This is a genomic window from Sphaerotilus sp. FB-3 (assembly GCF_023706025.1).
GTDB classification, from domain to species: Bacteria; Pseudomonadota; Gammaproteobacteria; order Burkholderiales; family Burkholderiaceae_C; genus Sphaerotilus; species Sphaerotilus sulfidivorans.
Genome location: NZ_BQWE01000057.1, coordinates 258874 through 280992, shown reverse-complemented (window position 1 = coordinate 280992; position 22119 = coordinate 258874). Strand labels below are relative to the sequence as shown.

The window sequence follows — 22119 nt, the reverse complement described above, 5'->3', positions numbered from 1 at the left end:
TGTCCCCCTTTCCATCGAAAACCCTCCTGGAGACTGGTCCCATGCGTCGAGACACCTTCCTGAAGTCGCTGGCCGCGCTGGCCGCTGCCGGTGCGCTGCCGCTGCCCGCGCTGGCCAATGCCAACCTGAAGATGATGATTCCCGCCAATCCGGGCGGCGGCTGGGACACCACCGGCCGGGCGCTGGGCAAGGCGCTGCAGGATGCCGGTGCGGCCGCCTCGGTGCAGTTCGACAACAAGGGCGGTGCGGCGGGCGCGATCGGTCTGGCGCAGTTCGTCAACGCCAGCAAGGGCGATCCGAACGCGCTGATGGTGATGGGCGCGGTGATGATCGGCGGCATCATCACCGGCAAGCCGCCGGTGTCGCTGACCGCGGCGACCCCGGTGGCGCGCCTGACCAGCGAATACAACGTCTTTGTCGTGCCGGCGGACTCGCCCTTCAAGTCGATGAAGGATGTGGTCGAGGCGATGAAGAAGGACATGGGCAGCGTCAAGTGGGGCGGCGGCTCGCGCGGATCGACCGAGCACATCGCCGCGGCGATGCTGGCGCGCGCCACCGGCCTGGACGCGGCGAAGATCAACTATGTGCCCTTCCGCGGCGGCGGCGAGGCCACCGCGGCCATCCTGGGCGGCAATGTCTCGGTCGGCGGCAGCGGCTACAGCGAGTTCCAGCAGTACATCGAGTCCGGCAAGATGCGCCCGATCGGCGTGACCTCGGCCACCCGCCTGAAGAACGCCCCGAACATCCCGACGATGAAGGAGCAGGGCTTCGATGTCGAGATCGGCAACTGGCGCGGCGTCTATGCCGCGCCCGGCATCACGCCCGATCAGCGCAAGGCGCTGACCGCGATGCTGCAGAAGGCGGTCAAGTCCAAGGCCTGGGCCGAGGCCATGGAGCGCAACGGCTGGACCGACGCCTGGCTGGCCGGCCCGGCCTTCGACGAGTTCGTCGAGCGCGAGTTCGCCTCGCTGCGCGCCACGATGGTCAAGGCGGGAATGGTCTGATGAGCGCGACGTCCTCCGGGCCCGTGTCTGCGCCCGCGGCCGGGCAGATGCCGGCTTCCGTTTCTCCGATGCCGCAGGTCCTGGTCGGCCTGGGCACGCTCGCCGTGGCCGCATGGCTGGCCTGGGGGGCGGCGTCGATCTCCGCCGATGCCGGCTATGCCGGCGTCGGGCCGAATTTCCTGCCGTGGGTGGTGAGCGTGCTGCTGGGGCTGTGCGGCGTGTTCATGCTGCGCGAGGCGCTGACCGGAGGATTCCGCGATCTCGACGAGGTCGACGGTGCCGAGCAGGGCGACTGGCGCAGCTTCGTCTGGGTCGCCGCCGGCATCCTGCTCAATGCCTCGCTGATCACCACGATCGGCTTCATCCTGAGCTGCGCGCTGTGCTACCTGCTGGCGGTGCAGGGCTTCCGGCGCTCGCAGGGCAGCGCCGTCGGCGGCGCACGCGCCTGGATCACCGACGCGCTGGTCGGGCTGGCGATCGCCTCGCCGGTCTTCTGGATGTTCACCAAGGGCCTGGCGATCAGCCTTCCCGGCCTGACCCAGACGGGATGGATCTGACATGGGCAACCTCGATCTCTGGCAGCAGCTGCTGAACGGTTTCATGACGGCCGGCACGCCGGTCAATCTGCTGTGGGCCCTGGTGGGCTGCACGCTGGGCACGGCGGTGGGCGTGCTGCCCGGCATCGGCCCGGCCACCGCGGTGGCGATGCTGCTGCCGATCACGCTGAAGGTGGATCCGACCGCCTCGATGATCTTCTTCGCCGGCATCTACTACGGCGCGATGTACGGCGGCTCGACCACCTCGATCCTGCTCAACACGCCCGGCGAGGCCGGCTCGATGGTGACCGCGCTCGAAGGCAACAAGATGGCCAAGAGCGGCCGCGCGGGCGCCGCGCTGGCCACCGCGGCGATCGGCTCCTTCGTCGCCGGCACCATCGCCACCGTGCTGGTGACGATGTTCGCGCCGCTGGTGGCCGAGCATGCGGTCAAGCTCGGCCCGCCCGAATACTTCATGCTGATGCTGCTGGCCTTCTGCACCGTGAGCGCGGTGCTCGGCCAGAGCACGCTGCGCGGGCTGACCGCGCTGGGCGTGGGCCTGGCGATGGGCCTGGTGGGCATCGACCAGATCTCGGCCCAGGCGCGCTACACCGGCGGCGTGCCCGAGCTGATGGACGGCCTGGAGGTGGTGCTGGTCGCGGTCGGCCTGTTCGCGGTGGCCGAGGTGCTCTACGCGGTGCTCTACCAGGGCCGCGAGGTCGAGAGCTACAACCGCATGAGCCGCGTCCACATGACCCGCGACGAGTGGCGCCGCTCCTGGCCGGCCTGGCTGCGCGCGACCTTCATCGGCTTCCCGTTCGGCACGATTCCGGCCGGCGGCAGCGAGATCCCGACCTTCCTGAGCTACGCGACCGAGAAGAAGCTCTCCAAGCACAAGGAAGAGTTCGGCACCACCGGCGCGGTCGAAGGCGTGGCCGGCCCCGAGGCCGCGAACAACGCCGCGATCACCGCGACGCTGATCCCGCTGCTGACGCTGGGCATTCCGACCTCCAACACCACCGCGATCCTGCTGGGCGCGTTCCAGAACTACGGCATCAATCCGGGTCCGCAGCTCTTCGACACCAATGCCGCGCTGGTCTGGGCGCTGATCGCGTCGCTGTACATCGGCAACGTGATGCTGCTGATCCTGAACCTGCCGATGGTCGGGCTGTGGGTGCGCCTGCTGCGCATTCCGAAGCCGCCGCTCTATGCGGGCATCCTGATCTTCGCCACCGTCGGGGTCTACGGCATGCGCCAGAGCGCGTTCGACCTGTTCCTGATGTTCGCGATCGGCCTGCTGGGCGTGGTGATGCGCCGCTTCGGCTTCCCGACCGCACCGGTGGTGGTCGGCATGATCCTGGGCCCGCTGGCCGAAGCCCAGCTGCGCAACGCGCTGTCGATCGGCGAGGGCCGCTGGAGCGTGCTGGTCGAGCGGCCGATGTCGGCCACGCTGCTGGCGGTGATCGTCTCGGTGCTGGTGCTGCCGCGCCTGGTGAAGATGCTGCGCCGCCAGGGCTGATTCCCGCGCCGCCGCTTCGGTGGATTCTCCCGGGGCGTTACCATGACGCCCCTGCAGGCCCGCACGACATCACGCCGTGCGGGCCTGCTGCATTCATGCCTGCTCCGACCGATGATCCCGATGCGCTATCTCACCGACGCCGATGCCCTGACCTGGCTGCTGGGCCAGCATGACGATGCCGAGCACCGTCCGGTGGCGAGCCGTTCTGCCTGGCTGGACCAGATCGACCAGCAGCGCGGCACGCTGCTGGTGCCGGCCACCGTGCTGGCCGAGGTGCTGACCGACACCGGCCGGGCCGGCGAGGGCGCCTGGCGCACGCTGCATGCGCACCGGGTGGTCGAGGTGCTGCCCTTCGACGAGCGGGCCGCGCGCGAGCAGGCCCGGCTGGCCGGCGAGGGCGCCGCGCTGGCGGTGGCCCTGAAGGCGGCCAGCCTGGAGCGGCGCCAGCTGGTGGTGCTGGCGCGGCTGCGCGGCGCGGCGCTGCTGAGCACGCAGCCCGACGGGCGGGCGCTGGCGCAGCAGGCCGGCGTGGCGGTGCAGTCGGTGCGCGAGCTGGTCGCCGGCTGCGCGCTGCGCCAGCTGGCCCTGCCGCTGGAGGACGAGCCGGCGCCGGCCGCCGCGCCAGCACCGGTCGCGGCGCCTCCTGCGCTGATGCGCGCGCCCGGCATGGACCTGTCGGTCTTCCGCGACATCGCGCAGGCGCTGGATTCGATCTTCGATGAAGGCCGTGCCGGCGGCGAGACCGAGACAGCCGCCGAGCCGCAGGCCGCGCCGCCGCAGCGCTCGCCGGTGCCGGTGCTGCCGGCCTGGCTGCTGGCGCCGCCGGCAGCGGCGCCCTCGGCTTCATCCTCTGGCGAGACGCCGGAGCAGGGGCCGGTGGCCTGAGCCGCGCCTCTGCGCCGCCTGCCTGAACAACGGTCAGGGCAGCTGTTCTTCGCTGATCAGATGCCAGCGGCCGACGCTGCCGGCCTGGGCGTGGCGCAGACCGCAGCTGCATCCGCCGCCGGCCGCAGCCGCCAGCGGACGGTGCTCGGTGCCGGTCGAGGCGGCATCGGTCTCGCCGGCCTGCGGCCGCAGCGCCTGGGGCGGCAGGCCGTCCAGGGTGATGATGCGTGCGAAGGAGCCGGTCGGCCGCGCGACGTCCGGCCCCGGTGCGGTGTTCAGCGGCGTCGAGGTCGATGTCGGCATCGGGGCCGGTGCCAGGGCCAGCTCGCCCTCTCGCTCCAGGCAGGCGGTCAGCGGCAGCGTCAGCAGCAGCGTCAGACAGATCGGGGCGATCCGGCGGGCCGAGTGGGCCGAGTCGAGCGAGGGCAGCAGGGTGGGGCGGCGCATGGGCCGCGATTGTAAGAAGAGGTTTCTTCCGCAGGGCTGAACGCCCCGTGATCGCGGGGCGGCTCTGCTGTCGCCTACTGCTTTGCGCCCAGCGCCAGTGCCTGCAGCCGCTGCGCCTCGCGTTCGGCCGCGCGCGGCAGCTCCGCGGGCTGCAGCGGCCAGCCGGCGCTGTGGCGCCGCACGATCGCGTGCAGCGCGGCGATCCATGCCGGATGGTCGTTCAGGCAGGGAATGTGCTCGAAGCGCTGGCCGCCGGCCTGCAGGAACACATGCGAGCCCTCGATGGCGATTTCCTCGAGCGTCTCCAGGCAGTCGGCGGCGAAGCCGGGGCAGAAGACCTGCAGGTGCCTGACGCCCTTCTTCGCCAGCGCCTGCAGCGTCGGCTCGGTGTAGGGCTCGAGCCACTTGGCCTTGCCGAAACGGCTCTGGAAGCTCAGCGAGACCTGATCCGCCGTCAGGCCCAGGCGCTCGGCCAGCAGGCGCCGGGTCTTGTAGCACTGGCAGTGGTAAGGGTCGCCCAGGTGCAGCGTGCGCTCAGGAACCCCGTGGAAGCTCAGCAGCAGGTGGTCGCCGCGGCCCTCGCGCGCCCAGTGGTCGCGCACCCGTGCGGCCAGCGCGTCGATGTAGGCCGGTTCGTCATGATGCTGGCGCACCCAGCGGATCTCGGGCAGCGTGCGCTGCACCAGCTGCCAGCGGTGCACGTCGTCCATCACGCTGGCGGTGGTGGTGCCGGAGTACTGCGGATACATCGGCACGACCAGGATGCGCTCGCAGCCCTCGGCCTTCAGCGCGTCGAGCCCGGTGGCGATCGAGGGCTGGCCGTAGCGCATCGCATGGCGCACTGTCAGCACCTCGCCGGCGGCATCGGCCAGGCGCTGCAGTTCCTCGGCCTGGCGACGGGTCCAGACCGCCAGCGGCGAGCCTTCGGGCGTCCAGATGCTGGCGTACTTGGCGGCCGACTTCGCCGGCCTGACCCGCAGGATGATGCCGTGCAGGATCGGCTTCCACAGCGCCGCCGGGATCTCGACCACCCGAGGGTCGGACAGGAACTGCGCCAGGTAGCGCCGCACCGCCGGCGCGGTCGGCGCATCCGGCGTGCCGAGGTTGACGAGCAGCACGCCGGTGCGGGTGGCACGGCCGTGACGGTGTTCGGGTTCGGGGGCATATCGCATGGCGGGGCGGATTCTCGCCCACTCGGCGACACTGCGGGGCCGTGCCGTCTTCCCTGTTCATGATGTCGATCGACTGTCCAGCCTTCTCCTCCCTGCCGCCGGGCGCTGCCGGCCCGATCCGGGTGCTCACGCTCGATCTCGACGACACGCTCTGGCCGGTCGGGCCGACGCTGGTGCGTGCCGAACAGATGCTGCACGACTGGCTGCGCGCGCAGGCGCCGGCCACCGCCGCGGCCTTCGGCGTCGAGCGCATGGTGGCACTGCGCCAGGAGGTGGCGCGGCGCCGGCCCGATCTGGCGCATGACCTGACCGAGCTGCGCCGCATCACGCTGCGCGAGGCGCTCGCGGCCTCGGGCGACGACACGGGGTTGGCCGATCCGGCCTTCGAGGTCTTCTTCGCCGCGCGCCAGCAGGTGACCTGGTACGAGGATGTGGCCGAGGCGCTGGTGCGTCTGGGCCGGCGCTTCGTGCTCTTCGGCCTGACCAACGGCAATGCCGGGCTGGAGGCCACCGGGCTGACGCCGCACCTGCGCGGCGTGATCAGCGCGCGTGACTGCGGCGTGGCCAAGCCCGATGCGCGCATCTTCGCCGCGGCCTGCGCGGCGCTGGCGGTGTCGCCGGCCGAGGTGCTGCATGTCGGCGACGACTGGGCGCTGGATGTGGTGGGCGCCCGCCAGGCCGGGCTGCACAGCGCCTGGGTGCGTCGCAGCGATGCCGCGCACCGGCCCGGGCCGGCCAGCGGCCGGCCGCAGGATGCGCTCGACCATCTGCACCATCTGACCGTGCCCGATCTGGCGCGGCTGGCCGACCTGCTGGGCGTCTGAGCGGATTTTTCCGCTTTCATCGCGGTACCGCGGCGCCGCCGGAGCGCTTCAATACCGGACGGTGAATGCTCCCCATCCTCTCCGTCCGAACGGCCCGAAAGACCTGAACGGTCAGGACGGGCTGCCTCTGCCCATGCCCGCCGCCGGCTGGCTGATGGAGACGCTGGCGGCCTTTCTGCAGGCGCCGCGCGGCACCGACCCGCTGCGGGCGCTGGTGCTGCATCTGGCCGCCAGCCTGCGCTGCGACCGGGTCGCGCTGGGCCTGCGTCGGCGCAGCCGCTCGGAAATCGAGGTGCTGGCGGTCTCCGACCTGGTGCGTCCGGCCGATGCCGGCGAGCTGGTGCGCGATCTTCACGCGGCGATGATGGAGGCCGCGGCCAGCGCCTGCACGCTGACCCATCCCTCGCGCCGGGCGCTGCCGCTGCATCCGGGGCTGGCGCATGTGCAGCTCGGCCGGGTGCTGGGGGCCTGCGCGGTCTGCAGCGTGCCGCTGGCGCTCGACGGGCGGGTGATCGGCGCGCTGACGCTGCAGCGCGACCTGGGCGCGCCCTTCCGCACCGAGGAGATTCTTCGGCTGGAGCAGGCGGCGCAGTTCCTGGCGCCGATGCTGCGGCTGCATCTGGCCGGGCGACGGCGGCTGGCGCTGGATGCGCTGCCGGACGGCCCGGCCTGGCTGCGGCCGCTGCGTCCGCATCTGGCCATCGGCGCGCTGGCGCTGCTGAGCGCGCTGGCGCTGCTGCCGGTCGAGCGCGAGGTGGTCGCGCCGGCGCAGGTGCGCGGGCTGCACGAGCGCCAGCTGGTGGCGCCGCGCGATGGCTTCATCGCGGTGGTCCATGCGCGCCCGGGTGTGCGCATCGCCGAGGGCCAGCCGCTGCTCGACCTCGACGGCGAGGCGGTCCGGCAGGCCCGGCGCGCCGCCGAGGCCAGCCTGAGCCAGGCCGAGACCGCGGTCAGCGAGGCGCTGGCCCGTCATGACCAGGCCCAGCTGGTGGTGCAGATGGCCCGGGTCGACGAGGCGCGGGCCCGCCTGGAGCAGGCCCGCGAGGATCAGGAGCGCAGCCGGGTGCTGGCGCCGATGGACGGTCTGGTGGTCGACGGCGACCTGAGCCGCTCGGTGGGCGCGCCGGTGCGCCGCGGCGAGGTGCTGATGACGGTGGCGCCGGCCGAAGGCTTCCGGCTGGTGCTGTGGGTCGACGAGCGCGATGTCGCCCGGGTGCGGGTCGGCTCGTCCGGCATGCTGCGGGTGGCGGCCCGGCCCGGCCAGGCGCTGGCGCTGACGGTGACCCGGGTCACGCCGGTGGCGGTGACCCGCGAGGGGCGCAACGGCTTCGAGGTCGAGGCGGCGCTGAGCGGTGCGGCACCGGGCCTGCGTCCCGGCTTCGAGGGCGTGGCCCGGATCGGTGCCGGGCGGCAGCTGCTGCTGCAGGCGCTGCTGGGTCGTCTGCCCGACAGCCTGCGCATCGGCTGGTGGACGCTGCTGGGCTGAGGCGGCACACGGCGATGCAGCCTCCAGCGATGATCGACAGCCCGCTGTGGCACCGGGTCGCCGACCTGGTGCCGCGGCTGCGGCCGACGGTGCGGGTGCGCCACCGCGGCGAGGGCGAGGCGGCGCGCCATCTGCTGGCCGACACGCTCACCGGCCGCCACCATCTGCTCGACGAGGCGGCCTGGGCCTTCGTCGGCCGCTTCGACGGCCGGCGCAGCATCGGCGAGCTGTGGCAGTGGCTGGGCGAGAACGGCCGCCAGCCGCCGACCCAGCACGAGATCGTCGAATGGCTGTCGAGGCTCGATGCCGCGGGCCTGCTGCAGTGCGATCGCCTGCCCGATCTGGCCGGTCTGCTGCGCGGACAGGAACGCGAGGAGCGGCGCCACCGCCAGGCCCGCATCAATCCGCTGTCCTGGCGGCTGCCGCTGGGCGATCCGGGGCGCTGGCTGGTGCGGCTGGATCCGCTCGGCCGGCTGCTGGCGCATCCGCTGCTGCTGCTGGCGGCGCTGCTGCTGGTGCTGCTGGGCGCCGCCCAGGCCTTGCTGGAGGGGCCGGCGCTGCTGGCCGATGTGCGCCAGCGCCTGGCCAGCCCGGTCTTCCTGGCCAGCGTCTGGGCGGTCTATCCGCTGATGAAGGCGCTGCACGAGCTGGGCCATGCGCTGGCGGTGCGGCATTTCGGTGCCGAGGTGCGCCATGTCGGCATCGCGGTGATCTATCTGCTGCCGGCGCCGTATGTGGATGCCTCGGCGGCCAGCGGTCTGGCGCGACGGCGCGAGCGCGCGGCGGTCGCGCTGGCCGGCATCGCGATCGAGCTGGTGCTGGCGGCGCTCGGCGTGCTGGCCTGGTCGGTGCTCCAGCCCGGGCCGGTGCGCGATCTGGCGCTGACCCTGGCGCTGGTCGGGGCCGGATCGACCTTGCTGGCCAATGCCAATCCGCTGGTGCGCATGGACGGCTACCATGTGCTGGCCGACCTGCTCGACCTGCCCAATCTGGCCTCGCGCAGCCGTTCGGCCTGGCTGGAGGCGCTGCGCAGCGCGCTGCTGCGCCAGCCGCGTCCGCAGCGGGCACGGCCGGGCCGCGCGCAGCGCCTGGCGCTGGCGCTGCATGCGCCGCTGGCCTGGCTGTTCGGCGTGGGCGTGGCGGTGTCGGTCGTGCTGTGGCTGGCGCCAGTGTCGGCCCTGCTGGCGCTGCTGGTGGCGGCGCTCTCGGGCTGGACGCTGCTGCTGCGGCCGCTGCTGCAGCTGATGCGCTGGCTGGCCGGCGCGCCCGAGCTGGGCGGGCGTCGGCTGCGGGTGGCGCTGCAGCTGCTGCTGCCGGGTGCGACGCTGCTGGCGGTGCTGCTGTGGCTGCCGCTGCCGCATGCCACCGTGGCCGAGGCGGTGGCCTGGATGCCGGAAGAGGCGCTGGTGCGCGCGCCTGCCGACGGCGAGATCGTCGCGGTGCAGGCGGCCGACCGGCAGCGGGTCGAGTCCGGCGCGCCGCTGCTGCGCCTGCACAGCCCGGCTCTGCAGGTCGAGCGGGCCGAGGTGCACGCGCAGCGCATCGCGCTCGAGATCGAGGCGCTGCAGCAGCAGATCCGCCATCCGGCCGGCGCCGCGCGCGCCGAGGCCCGTGCGCAGGCGCTGCAGCAGCAGGAAGACGAGCTGTCCCGGCGGCTGGCGCAGCTCGACAGTGCCAGCCGCCGCGCCGGGCAGCTGCGCTGGATCGCGCCGGAGCGGCTGGTGGCCGGGCGCATCGTCAGCCGTGGCGAGGTGCTGGGCCATGTGCTGGCCGGCGACCGGCTGATCGCCCGGGTCGCGGTGCCGGGGGAGCGGGTGGCCGACCTGATGCGCGGCGTGCAGGCGGTCGAGGTGCTGGCGCTGGAGGCGCCCGCGCGGCCGCAGGCCGGTCGCTGGGACGGGGTGCTGCCGCAGACCGCGCTGCGGCTGCCGGTGCGCGCGCTGGGCAGCAGCGGCGGCGGCGCCATCGAGGTCGATCCGGCCGATGCGGAGGGGCTGCGCACCCTCGCGCCGGTGGCGGTGATCGATGTGGAGGTGCCGGCGCTGGCGGCCGACCGGCTGGGCGGCCGGCTGAAGGTGCGCTTCGACCACGGTCCGCGCCCGCTGGGCGGCCGGCTGCTGGAGGCGCTGCAGCGCCTGGTGCTGGGCCGCTTCGGCGAGGCGGTCGACGTGCCCGCGGGCGGCTGAGCGGGCGATGCGTGCATCGCCCGCTGGCGGTGGCCCGCCCCGGGTCCGGCCGGGGCCGGTCTGGGGCCCCTATCCGCTGCGCAGCGAGCCGCCGCCGCCCTGGCAGGCGCTGCGCACGCGGCTGCGCCTGCAGCGCGCACGACCGCTGTTCCTGCGCCGCTTGCAGGCGCTGGCCGGCGGGACGGCGGCCCTCGAGGATCTGGCTGCGCCGCAGTGGCGCGCCCGCCTGCGCGGCGAGGGCTTCGAGGCGGTGCTGATGGCCGAGGTGCTGCACCGGCTCGGCCTGCTGGTGCAGCGCGAGCTGGGCTTCATGCCGCATCCGCCGCAGATGCTCGCGGCCTGGGCGATGCTGCAGGGCAGCCTGGTCGAGATGGCCACCGGCGAGGGCAAGACGGTGGCCACCTTCCTGGCTGCAGCCAGTGCGGCGCTGGCCGGCGTGCCGGTCCATGTGCTGACCGCCAACGACTATCTGGCCGAGCGCGATGCCCGCCGGCTCGCGCCGCTCTACCAGGCGCTCGGGCTGAGCTCCGGCTGGATCGCCAGCGGCACCGACGAGGCCGGGCGCCGCGCCGCCTATGCCTGCGATGTCGTGCATGCGCCCGCGCGCGAGCTGGCCTTCGACCATCTGCGCGACCGGGTCGACTTCGGCCGGCCCGACGGCAGCCTGGCCTGGCAGGCCCGCGTGCAGCGCAGCGGCACGGCGCCGCGCCTGCGCGGCCTGTGCCTGGCGCTGATCGACGAGGTCGACAGCGTGCTCTGCGACGAGGCCCGCGTGCCCCTGGTGCTGGCCGCGGCTGCACCTCAGGATCTGCCCGAGCCGGTGCTGCGTCAGCTGCTGGCGCAGGCCGGTGGCTGGCGGCAGGGCATCGAGTTCGTGGTCGATGGCGCAGCGGTGAGGCTGACCCCGGCCGGACGGCAGGCGCTGCCGGCGCTGGCGGCCTGTCTGCCGAGGCCCTGGTCGGACAGCCGCTGGCATGAGGACGGCCTGCTGCGCGCGCTGACCGCGCAGCACCGGCTGCAGCGCGACCGCGACTATGTGGTGCAGGGCGGCGCGGTGGTGCTGGTCGATGCGCTGACCGGGCGTGCCGCGCCGGAGCGGCGCTGGTCCTGCGGCCTGCATGCGCTGCTGGCGCTCAAGGAGGGCCTGGCGCTGCCCGATGCGCAGCAGACGCTGGCGCAGCTCACCTACCGGCGGCTGTTCTCGCGCTATCACCTGCTGGGCGGTCTCAGCGGCACGCTGTCCGAGGTCGGGCTGGATCTGGCGCTGGCCTTCGGCACGCCGGTGCTGAGGCTGCCGCGCCACCGGCCCTCGCGGCTGCAGCTCGGCGGCATCCGGGTGTTCGCCGATGCGTCCGAGCGCTGGCAGGCCGCCTGCGAGCGGGCGCAGGCCCTGGCGCAGGACGGGCGTGCGGTGCTGATCGGCACCGGTTCGGTGGCCGAATCGGAGCGGATCGCGGCGCTGCTGCGCGAGCGCGGGCTGCGGCCGCTGGTGCTGCATGCGCTGCAGGGCGCGCTCGAGCATGAGGTCATCGCGCGGGCCGGTCGGCCTGGGCGCATCACGGTGGCCACCCAGATCGCCGGGCGCGGCACCGACATCGCGCTCGACCCGGCGGTCCACCGGCGGGGCGGCCTGCATGTGCTGGCCTGCGCCGACGACTTCGGTCGGCGCGCCTGGCGTCAGCTGGTCGGGCGCTGCGCCCGCCAGGGCGATCCGGGATCGGCAGAAACCCTGTTGAGCTGCGCGGAAGGCGTGCTGTTCCGGCGCTTGCCGCGCTGGCTGGCGATTACCCTCGTCGGCAGACCGGCCGGCTCGCGCCTGACCGAGCGGCTGTGGCGGCTGGCCCAGTGGCTGGACGAGCTCGACGGCATCCGGGCCCGCCATGCGCTGCAGCGACAGGACCGCCGTCAGGCCGAGCGCATGGCCTGGAGCGGGCCGGAGGAGTGAGGCGATGAACCTGAATGCACCTGATCTACCCAAGCTGCCATCGATGACGACGCTGTTGCTGGCTGCAGCCCTGGCGGGCGCGTCCGGTCTGGCGGCGGCCGCGCCGCTGGCCTGCCTGATCGAGCCCTCGCAGGTGGTCGACATCGGCTCGCCGGTGGTCGGCGTGATCGCCAGCGTCGAGGTCGAGCGCGGCGACGCGGTGCGCCGCGGCATGGTGGTGGCGACGCTGCGCCGCGATGTCGAGCGTGCCAATCTGGGCGCGGCCACCGCGCGTTCGCAGGTCCAGGCCGAGCTGCGCGCGGCCCGTGCCGCCGCCGACCTGGCGCTGAGCAAGCTCGCGCGCGCCGAGGATCTGCGCCGGCAGAACTTCATCTCCGAGGTCGCGCTGGAGCAGGCGCGCTCCGAGGCCGAGGTGGCGCAGCGCCGCGTCGACGCGGTGCGCGAGCAGCAGCGCGCCGCCGCCAGCGACGCCGAGGCCGCACGCACCCAGTTCGCGCAGCGCGAGCTGGCCGCCACGCTCGATGGCATCGTCACCGAGCGCTTCCTGAATCCGGGCGAGCGGGTCGACGACAAGCCGATCCTGCGCATCGCCCGGCTCGATCCGCTGCGGGTCGAGCTGGTGCTGCCGCTGGCCGACATGGGCCGGCTCAAGGCGGGCGACACGCTCACGCTCAAGCCCGACTATCCCGGCGCACCGACGCGCAGTGCCACCGTCGAGCGCGTCGACCGGGTGGTCGATGCGGCCAGCCGCACCTTCCGCGCGCGGCTGACGCTGCCCAATCCGGAGCATGCGATTCCCGCCGGCGTGCGCTGCGTCGCCGACTGGGGCGATGCGAAGGCGGCGTCCGGCACCTCCGGCGCCACGCCGACGCGCGACCTGCGGCCTGCGGTGCTGCGCTGAGCCGGGTCTGTCTGTTCCATGCTGCCCAGCGGTCCGCGTCCCGGCCTCGAGGAGCTCGAGCCGCGTCTGCTGTACTCGGCCGACGCGGCGCTGCTGCTGGGCGGGCTGCCGGTGGCCGATGTGCGCCAGGTCGCGTCGGCGTCGACCGTGGCCTCCTCGCAGGCCGACAGCGGCGCGCGCTGGCTGCTGGTCGATCGCCGCGCCGAGGACTGGGATCGCCTGCTGGCCGAGGCGCAGGCCTTGGATCCGTCGCGGCCGCTGCAGCTGCGCTGGGTCGAGCCCGACGAGGACGGCGCCGCGCTGCGCGCCGCGGCCACCGACGATGGCGAGCCGACCGCACTGATCGCTGCCTGGACCGATGCCGACGGGCGGGCCTGGCTGGGCCGCAGCGTGCTGGAGGTCGCATCGTCGCCGCTGCAGTCGGTTGCCACCGCGGAGGCCCCGGTCGAGACCGGCCCGGCCGAGGACTGGACGCTGGCCGTGCGGCGCGAGCTGGTCATCATCGACGGTCGCATCGAGGGCGCCGGGGCGCTGGCCGCCCTGTGGTGGCAGGACGAGAACAGCACCCGCACGCTCGAGGTCATCGTGACCGATCCGTCGCGCGACGGCCTGAGCCAGATCGGCGAGCTGCTGGCTGCACGTGGCGGACAGGAGGGGCTGGCGGCGCTGCATCTGGTCGGCCACGGCACGGCCGGACAGTTCTCCTTCGGCGGCGACGCGATCGACGCGGGCACGCTGGCACGGCATGAGGCGGCGCTGCGCGCCTGGGGCCAGGCCCTGGCCGAGAACGGCGATCTGCTGCTCTACGGCTGCGACACCGGCGCGGGCTCGCAGGGCGAGGCGCTGCTCGAGGCGCTGCAGGCGCTGACCGGCGCCGACGTGGCGGCCAGCACCGACGCCACCGGCGGCAGCGCCGCCGGCGCCGACTGGGACCTGGAGGCCACACGCGGTGTCATCGAGACGAGTCTGGCCGCGCCCGTGCACGAAGCGCTGATGCGCTGGGAGGGGCGACTGGCTGCGTATGTGGTGAGCAGCGACAGCGACAACGGCGCCGTGGGTACCTTGCGCTGGGCGATCCAATCGGCCAATGCCAGCCCGGGGGCTGACACCATCACCTTCGCCAACGGCGGGGTGCCGGTCACGATCCTGCTGAACGCGATGCTGCCGCCGATCACCGACAGGATCACGATCGACGGTTCGTCCGGCGGCGTGCCGACGGTGGCGATCGACGGCCGCTTGCTCGGCGCAGGCGCGGACGGGCTGCAGCTCTACACCGGCTCCGACGGCAGCATCCTTCGTGGCCTGGCGCTGCAGAACTTCTCGCAGGACGGCATCGACATTTCGGGCAGCGGCAACCATGTGATCGCCGGCAACCGGATCGGACTGGACCTGTTCGGCAATGCCGCTGGCAACCAGCAGGGCGTCAACCTCTGGAACACCAGCGGCAACCGGATCGGCGGCAGCAGCACGGCCGACCGCAACATCATTTCCGGCAACAGCGGCGTCGGCATCTACATCGGAGGTGGCTCCACCGCCAACCGGATCGAGGGCAACTGGATCGGTCTGGACAGCACCGGCACCGCGGCGATGGCCAATCCCTACGGCATCCTGGTGCAATCGGCCGGCAACACCCTCGGCGGTGCGGGCAGTGGTGCGGGCAACATCGTCTCTGGCAACCTGGACGGCATCGTGCTGTCGGGGCCATCGGCCAGCGCCAATCAGATTCTGGGCAATCAGGTCGGCCTGTCGGCTTCTGGCGGCAGCGCGGTCGGCAATGCCTTCGACGGCATTCGCCTGGAAGGCGGCGCCAGCGACAACACCGTCGGTGGCGCGGGTGCTGGCCTGCGCAATGTCGTCAGCGGCAACGGGCGCGATGGCGTGCGCATCATCGGCGAGGCCAGCGACGGCAACGCGGTGCTGGGCAACTGGATCGGCAGCAATGCCGATGGCACCGCGGTCCTGGGCAATGGCGGCGACGGCATCTTCATCCTGGATGGCGGCGACAGCAGCCGCATCGGCGGTGCCGCGCCGGGCGAGGGCAACTGGGTCATCGGCGCTGGCCTGTTCGGCATCGAGATCGACGGCGACTCGACCGGCACGACGATCCGCGGCAACCGCGTCGGCACCGATCTGGCCGGCACCGCCAACTTCGGCGCGGTCCAGAACGGCATCCTGCTCGAGAACGGCGCGGCGCAGTCGTCGATCGTCGAGAACACGGTCGCCTTCAGCGGCCGGGGCGGCGTCTACACCGACGGCATCGACCTGCTGTCCACCGCCGGCAGCGGCAACCTGATCAGCCGCAACACGCTGTACTCGAATGCTGGCCAGGACATCAACCTCGGCGCGAGCGGGCTCGACGGCAATGATTCGCTCGATGCCGACAGCGGCGCCAACGACCTGCAGAACCATCCGCTGCTGAGCAGCGCGACCCTGGGCACCGGCACGCTGCAGGTGCTCGGCCAGCTCGACAGCGCGGCCTCGGCGCTGTACCGGATCGAGTTCTTCGCCGATCCGGGCGGGCAGGGCGATGCGCGCGTCTACCTCGGCCAGACCACGGTCACGTCGGATGCCGGCGGCCGCGCCAGCATCGACGCGCTGCTCGAGGCCAGCCTGGCGGCCGGAGCGACGGTCACTGCGACGGCGACCCGGGTGTCTAGCGGCAGCACCTCAGAGGCGGCCGTGCCGGTCACGGTCGCCGCACGCGCCAACACCGCGCCGGGCTTCGTCGCCGCCAGCGGCCAGGTCATCACCCCGGTCAGCGGCGGCGACGACTGGATCCGCACGATGCAGATCCAGGACGACGGTCGCATTCTCGTCGCGGGCCACCAGCCCGGTGCCGGCGGCGGCCAGGATGTGCTGTTGATGCGCTACCGGGCCGATGGCACGCTCGACACCACCTTCGGCAGCGGCGGCCGGGTCACGGTCGCGGCCGCGAGCTTCGGCGGCACCACCGCCCAGGTCTGGGCGATGGCGGTGCAGGCCGACGGCGCGATCGTCGTGGCCGGCCAGGCCACGGTCGGCGGCGTGCAGTACGCGCTGGTGCAGCGCTATCTGGCCGACGGCAGCCTCGACAGCAGCTTCTCCGGCGACGGCACCGCGCTGTGGGGCGATGTCAGCCAGTTCTGCGAGGCCAGCGCGGTGGCGATCGATGCGCAGGGGCGCATCGTGCTGGGCGGCACGGTCAGCGGCGCGACCGCGGTCGCGCGGGTGACGGCCGACGGCATGCTCGACACCGCCTTCGGCGGAGGCAACGGCTATGCCTGGGTCGATGCCGGCCTCGGTGCCGACCTGGTCGGCGCGCTGGCGATCCAGTCCGACGGCCGCATCCTGCTCGGCGGCTCGGCCGGCAACGATCATGCCCTGGTGCGCTGGAACGACGACGGCACGCTGGATGCCGGCTTCGGCAGCGGCGGCATCGTGCGCACCGACGTGGCTGGCGGCTTCGACATGATCCGCGCGCTGGTGGTGCAGGACGACGGCCGCATTCTCGCCGGCGGCTATTCGACCCAGGCAGGCGGCGACATCGACTTCACGCTGCTGCGCTACCTGGCCAGCGGCAGCGTCGACACCGGCTTTTCCGGCGACGGCCGGGTGACGACCGACCTGGGCGGCGCGGACATCGTGCAGGCGATGGTGCGCGACGCCAGCGGCCGCATCGTGCTGGCCGGCTACGACGGCTCGGGCCGGATCGCGCTGGTGCGCCATCTGGCCGACGGCTCGCTCGACACCGCTTTCGGCCAGGGCGGCCTCGTCCAGCAGGCGATCGGCGCGAGTTCCGGCGCCGGTGCGCTGGCGCTGCGCCCGGACGGCCGGCTGGTGGCCGCGGGCTGGTCGTCCGATGGTACGCAGCGCGATCCGCTGCTGCTGGGGCTGCTGACCGACGGCTCGCTCGATCCGGGCGTCGGCAGCGCGGCGGCGACGCTGGGCGGCACGGTGGCCTGGACCGAGGGCGCCACCGCAGTCGTGCTCGATGCCGACGTGCGCCTGAACGATGCCGATCTGGCCCAGGCCGGCAGCTACGCCGGCGCGACGCTGACGCTGGCGCGCCAGGGCGGCGCGCAGGCCCAGGACCAGCTCGCCTTCGACGGGCTGGTGGTGACCGTCAGCGGCACGGCGGTCCTCGTCGACGGGGTGCAGGTCGGCAGCTACACCTTCACCGGCGGCCAGATGCAGGTCAGCTTCGGCGCACAGGCCACGCAGGACCGCGTTGACCGGCTCGCGCGCCACATCGTCTACTGGAACAGCTCGGACGCGCCGCCCGCCAGCGTGACGATCGCCTGGACGCTGGCCGACGGCAACACCGGCGCGCAGGGCAGCGGCGGCGCGCTGGCCGGCGCCGGCAGCGTCACGGTGGCGATCACCGCGGTCAACGACGCGCCGACGCTGGCCCTGCCGGGCCGGCAGTCGACCCCGGTCGACACCCCGCTGGTGCTCGACTCCGCCTCGGGCCGGGCGCCGCAGGTGGCCGATGCCGATGCGGCGCTGCTGCAGGTCACGCTGACGAGCGATGGCCATGGTCTGCTGACGCTGTCGGGCACCACCGGCCTGAGCTTCTCGGCCGGCGATGGCAGCGCCGACACGGCGATGACCTTCAGCGGCAGCGCCGCCGCGATCAACGCCGCGCTCGACGGGCTGCGCTTCGCGCCGTCGGCGGCCTATCAGGGCGGCGCGACGATCGGCTTCTCGGTCAGCGATCTCGGTGGCAGCGGCTCCGGCGGCACGCTGACCACCACCGGCAGCGTCATCGTGGAGGTCGGCGCGCTGCGCTTCCGCGACGGCAGCGCCGGCTATGCCGGCACGCAGGACACCTACATCGACGACAGCGTGCCCGGCAGCGCCTTCGGCACCTCGACCACCGTGCGCGCCGATGAGGGTTCGCCACGCCAGACCGCGCTGATCCGCTTCGACCAGATCATCGGCAACGGTGCCGGCCAGGTTCCGGCAGGTGCCACCATCACCTCGGCGACGCTGTCGCTGTATGTGACCGAACGCGATGCCGCCGACACCGTGGCGCTGCACCGGATGAAGATCGACTGGAGCGAAAGCTCCACCCACGCTTCGCTGGTCAACGGCATCCAGGCCGACGGCAGCGATGCCGAGGCCAGCGGCATCGCCATCGATGCCGGCCTGTCGGGATGGATCAACATTTCCGGCCTGGCCGCCGCCGTCCAGGCCTGGGTGGATGGCGCGCCCAACTTCGGCTGGGCGATCGTGTCGGACGCCGATGACACCTGGGCCTTTGCGTCCTCCGAGTCGGCCGATGCGATGCTTCGGCCTTATCTGACGGTCGCCTACACCGTGCCCCAGGCCCCGGTGCTCGGCACCAGCGCCGGCGGCGCCAGCTATGTCGAGAACGCCGCACCGGTGGCGGTCGACCCGGCGCTGACGCTCTCGGACGCCGACAGCACCCAGCTCAGCGGTGCCAGCGTCGTCATCAGCGCTGGCCATGTGGCGGCGCAGGATGTGCTGAGCTGGGCCGCGGTGACGGGCATCAGCGGTAGCTGGAATGCTGCCACCGGCACGCTCAGCTTCAGCGGCACCGCCGCCTTGGCCGATTACCGCACGCTGCTGCGCTCGGTCAGCTACGCCAACAGCAGCGACAGCCCGAGCGGCGTCAGCCGCACGCTGAGCTTCACGGTGACCGACACCACCGGCCTGTCCAGCGCCGCTGCCACCCGGTCGATCCAGCTCTCGGCCGTCAACGATGCGCCGACAGTCGCCACGCCAATCGCCGACCAGAGCGCGACCGAGGATCAGCCCTTCAGCTTCCAGATCCCTGCCGGGACGTTTGCCGATGTCGACGCGGGCGACTCGCTGAGCTACACGACGAGCACGCTGCCGAGCTGGCTGAGCTTCAATGCCGCGACGCGCACCTTCAGCGGCACACCGGTCAATGCCGATGTCGGCGCGCTGACGATCACGGTGACGGCGAAGGATGGCAGCAACGCCACGGCCAGCGATTCCTTCGTGCTGACGATCGCCAACGTCAACGATGCACCGACAGTCGCCACACCACTCGCCGACCAGAGCGCGACGCAAGATCAGCCGTTCAGCTTCCAGATCCCTTCGGGCACCTTCGCGGATGTCGACGCGGGCGACTCGCTGAGCTATACGACGAGTGCGCTGCCGAGCTGGCTGAGCTTCAATGCCGCGACGCGCACCTTCAGCGGCACACCGGTCAATGCCGATGTCGGCGCGCTGACGATCACGGTGACGGCGAAGGATGGCAGCAACGCCACGGCCAGCGATTCCTTCGTGCTGACGATCGCCAACGTCAACGATGCACCGACAGTCGCCACACCACTCGCCGACCAGAGCGCGACGCAAGATCAGCCGTTCAGCTTCCAGATCCCTTCGGGCACCTTCGCGGATGTCGACGCGGGCGACTCGCTGAGCTACACGACGAGCGCGCTGCCGAGCTGGCTGAGCTTCAATGCCGCGACGCGCACCTTCAGCGGCACACCGGTCAATGCCGATGTCGGCGCGCTGACGATCACGGTGACGGCGAAGGACGGGAGCAACGCCACGGCCAGCGATTCCTTCGTGCTGACGGTGACGAACGTGAACGACGCGCCGACGGTGGCGTCTCCGATCGTCGACCAGAGCGCGACGCAAGATCAGCCGTTCAGCTTCCAGATCCCTGCTGGGACGTTTGCCGATGTCGATGCGGGCGACTCGCTGAGCTACACGACCAGCACGCTGCCGAGCTGGCTGAGCTTCAATGCCGCGACACGCACCTTCAGCGGCACGCCGGCCAATGCCGATGTCGGCGCGCTGACGATCACGGTGACGGCGAAGGATGGAAGCAACGCCACGGCCACCGATTCATTCGTGTTGACGGTGACGAACGTCAACGACGCGCCGACAGTCGCCACGCCAATCGCCGACCAGAGCGCGACCGAGGATCAGCCGTTCAGCTTCCAGCTTCCGGCCGGGACGTTTGTCGATGTCGATGCGGGCGACTCGCTGAGCTACACGACGAGCACGCTGCCGAGCTGGCTGAGCTTCGATGCCGCGACACGCACCTTCAGCGGCACGCCGGCCAATGCCGACGTCGGCGCGCTGACGATCACGGTGACGGCGAAGGACGGGAGCAACGCCGCGGCCAGTGATTCCTTCGTGCTGACGATCGCCAACGTCAACGACGCGCCGACGGTGGCGTCTCCGATCGCCGACCAGAGCGCGACGCAAGATCAGCCGTTCAGCTTCCAGCTTCCGGCCGGGACGTTTGCCGATGTCGATGCGGGCGATTCACTGAGCTACACGACGAGCACGCTGCCGAGCTGGCTGAGCTTCAATGCCGCGACGCGCATCTTCAGCGGCACGCCGGCCAATGCCGATGTCGGCGCGCTGACGATCACGGTGACGGTCAAGGATGGCAGCAACGCCGCGGCCAGCGATTCCTTCGTGCTGACGATCGCCAACGTCAACGATGCGCCGATCTTGCAGGCTGGCGGGCCGCTGACGCTGGAGGAGGGCGGGCATCAGGTGCTGACGCTGGCGGACCTGCTGCCGGCGGATGTCGATGACGATGAACGCTCGCTGGTGTTCGAGCGGGTCGGCGGCGCGCCGGCCGGCCGGCTGGAGCGGGTCGATGCGCCGGGCGTGGCGGTGGACCGCTTCAGTGCCGGGGATCTGGCCGATGGGCTGATCCGGTATGTGCACGACGGCAGCGAGAGCGTGTCCGATCGGCTGGAGCTGCGGGTGCGCGATGCGTCCGGGGCGCTCTCGGATCCGGTGCGGCTGGAGATCGTGATCACGCCGGTGGACGACGAGGCGCCGCGCATCGTCTCGAGCGACGGGCAGGCCCGGGTCGTGCTGGATCATTCCGAGAACAGTCCCTGGCAGAGGGTCATGCAGGCCAGCGATGCCGACCGGCCGCTGTCGGTGCTGCAGTGGCGGATCGCGGGCGGGGCGGATGCCGCCCGCTTCGAGATCGATGCCGACAGCGGCGAGCTGCGGCTGCTGGGCCTGCTCGACCGCGAGCAGCCGCAGGATGCCGACCGCGACAACCACTACGAGGTGCTGATCGAGGTCTCGGACGGGCGCCAGGCCGCCACGCAGCAGCTGCTGCTGCGCATCACCGATGTGGACGAGGCGCCTGAGATCGAGATCGGGCTGCTGCAGGTCGATCAGGGCATGCGCCTGCGCCTGGACGAGAGCCTGCTGCGGGCACAGGATGTCGACAGCGCGGCGGATGTGCTGGTCTACCGGGTCGTCGCCGTCGAGAACGGCCGCTTCGTGGCGGCGGGCGGCGACTCGGTGCTGACGACCTTCTCCCAGGCGGATGTGGCTGCGGGTCGGGTGGTGTTCCTGCATGACGAGAACTCGCTGGCGGCCCGCTTCAGCCTGGTGCTGTCGGACGGGCGCAATGAATCCGGCGTCATGAGCATCGAGATCGCGGTGCGCGAGCGCGGCTTCGATGCCGGATCGATGCCGACCGAGCCGCCGCCGGACCGGATGCCGGCCTCGTCGGCGCTTGTCGTGTCCGGCATCGAGCCTGCCGACCCGATGCGCGAGCGCACGCAGCAGGCGCAGGCCAGCCAGGAGATCGTGCGCGCGGCGGTGCTGCGCGGGCTGGCCGCGCGCGAGGGCGGCGGTGCCGGTGCGGCCGAGCTGGTGGCCGGTGACCTGATGGCGGGCTGGGTCGACGCGCTGCGCCGCTTCGCCACGCTGTCGGCGTCGGAGACGCAGGCCGCACGTCCGGGCGCGCTGCGCGGCGAGGTCGGCTTCTCCGTGGACCTGATGCGCCTGCCTGACAGCGACCTGCTGGTGCTGCTGGATGTGGTTCTGGATCTGGCCGGCTTCGAGGCGACGGCCCTGATCCGCCCGGTCAGCGAGGGTGTCGGCGGCACGCAGACGGCCAGCGGCGAGACCGCCCGATCAGCCGGGACCGACGAGCCGGAGAACCTGCTGCAGCGCGAATGGCAGAGCGGCACGGTGGCCCGCACCGGCGCGGTGGTGATGAGTGCCGGCGCGCTGTTCTGGGCCGTCCGGGCCGGGGGGCTGGCCGCCAGTCTGGCCTTTGCCTCGCCGGTCTGGTGGCGGCTGGATCCGCTGCCGGTGCTGCAGGCGGCCCGGCGCGAGACGGCCGGCGCCGAGGCTGGCCGGCGAGGCTGGCGCGACACCGGCGTGACCGGCGAGCTCGCCGGCCTGGCCGAGGATCTGCTCGATCGCCAGGGCTGAGTGAGTCACACCATGTCCGTTTCCTTTT

Annotated in this window: 12 protein-coding genes; 10 read left to right on the top strand and 2 right to left on the bottom strand. The window is 72.5% G+C overall.

The window, feature by feature from the left end; all coding sequences use genetic code 11:
• The first annotated feature begins 41 nt into the window (after nucleotides 1-41).
• The 4 genes from NFT33_RS17855 (at nucleotide 42) to NFT33_RS17840 (ending at nucleotide 3944) form a co-directional block, all read left to right on the top strand.
• Entirely contained in the window at nucleotides 42-1004 is a 963-nt protein-coding gene (locus NFT33_RS17855) for a tripartite tricarboxylate transporter substrate binding protein (RefSeq protein WP_251677354.1), read from the top strand.
• 68 nt (nucleotides 1005-1072) lie between these two features.
• The gene (locus tag NFT33_RS17850; RefSeq protein ID WP_246606973.1) at nucleotides 1073-1561 is read left to right on the top strand and encodes a tripartite tricarboxylate transporter TctB family protein; all 489 of its coding nucleotides are present in this window, start codon (nucleotides 1073-1075) and stop codon (nucleotides 1559-1561) included.
• 1 nt (nucleotide 1562) lies between these two features.
• Nucleotides 1563-3059 carry a tripartite tricarboxylate transporter permease gene (locus tag NFT33_RS17845; RefSeq protein ID WP_149502978.1) on the top strand — a complete coding sequence of 499 codons (1497 nt, stop codon included), beginning with the start codon at nucleotides 1563-1565 and terminating at the stop codon, nucleotides 3057-3059.
• A gap of 120 nt (nucleotides 3060-3179) precedes the next feature.
• Nucleotides 3180-3944, top strand: a complete 765-nt coding sequence (locus tag NFT33_RS17840) for a PIN domain-containing protein (protein WP_251677352.1) — start codon at nucleotides 3180-3182, stop codon at nucleotides 3942-3944.
• A 33-nt stretch (nucleotides 3945-3977) separates the two neighbouring features.
• Here the strand turns inward: NFT33_RS17840 and NFT33_RS17835 are convergent, their stop codons facing one another.
• Together NFT33_RS17835 and hemH are read right to left on the bottom strand one after the other, a co-directional pair.
• Complete coding sequence (locus NFT33_RS17835) at nucleotides 3978-4391, bottom strand: hypothetical protein (RefSeq protein ID WP_251677350.1); 414 nt, start codon at nucleotides 4389-4391, stop codon at nucleotides 3978-3980.
• 74 nt (nucleotides 4392-4465) lie between these two features.
• Complete coding sequence (gene hemH / locus NFT33_RS17830; protein ID WP_251677348.1) at nucleotides 4466-5563, bottom strand: ferrochelatase; 1098 nt, start codon at nucleotides 5561-5563, stop codon at nucleotides 4466-4468.
• 41 nt (nucleotides 5564-5604) lie between these two features.
• On the opposite strand from hemH, the gene NFT33_RS17825 reads away from it, so the two are divergent.
• The 6 genes from NFT33_RS17825 (at nucleotide 5605) to NFT33_RS17800 (ending at nucleotide 22091) form a co-directional block, all read left to right on the top strand.
• Nucleotides 5605-6387, top strand: a complete 783-nt coding sequence (locus tag NFT33_RS17825) for an HAD family hydrolase (RefSeq protein WP_251677346.1) — start codon at nucleotides 5605-5607, stop codon at nucleotides 6385-6387.
• Nucleotides 6388-6520: 133 nt separating this feature from the next.
• Complete coding sequence (locus NFT33_RS17820) at nucleotides 6521-7873, top strand: GAF domain-containing protein (RefSeq protein WP_220784832.1); 1353 nt, start codon at nucleotides 6521-6523, stop codon at nucleotides 7871-7873.
• 14 nt (nucleotides 7874-7887) lie between these two features.
• Nucleotides 7888-10059 carry a hypothetical protein gene (locus NFT33_RS17815; RefSeq protein ID WP_251677344.1) on the top strand — a complete coding sequence of 724 codons (2172 nt, stop codon included), beginning with the start codon at nucleotides 7888-7890 and terminating at the stop codon, nucleotides 10057-10059.
• A 7-nt stretch (nucleotides 10060-10066) separates the two neighbouring features.
• A complete protein-coding gene (locus tag NFT33_RS17810) occupies nucleotides 10067-12004 on the top strand; it encodes a preprotein translocase subunit SecA (protein WP_220784829.1) in 1938 nt (645 codons plus the stop codon).
• A 43-nt stretch (nucleotides 12005-12047) separates the two neighbouring features.
• Nucleotides 12048-12905 (top strand): efflux RND transporter periplasmic adaptor subunit, encoded by an 858-nt coding sequence (locus tag NFT33_RS17805; RefSeq protein ID WP_220784827.1) that lies wholly within the window; start codon nucleotides 12048-12050, stop codon nucleotides 12903-12905.
• An 18-nt stretch (nucleotides 12906-12923) separates the two neighbouring features.
• A complete protein-coding gene (locus NFT33_RS17800; RefSeq protein ID WP_251677342.1) occupies nucleotides 12924-22091 on the top strand; it encodes a putative Ig domain-containing protein in 9168 nt (3055 codons plus the stop codon).
• Nucleotides 22092-22119: the final 28 nt, after the last annotated feature.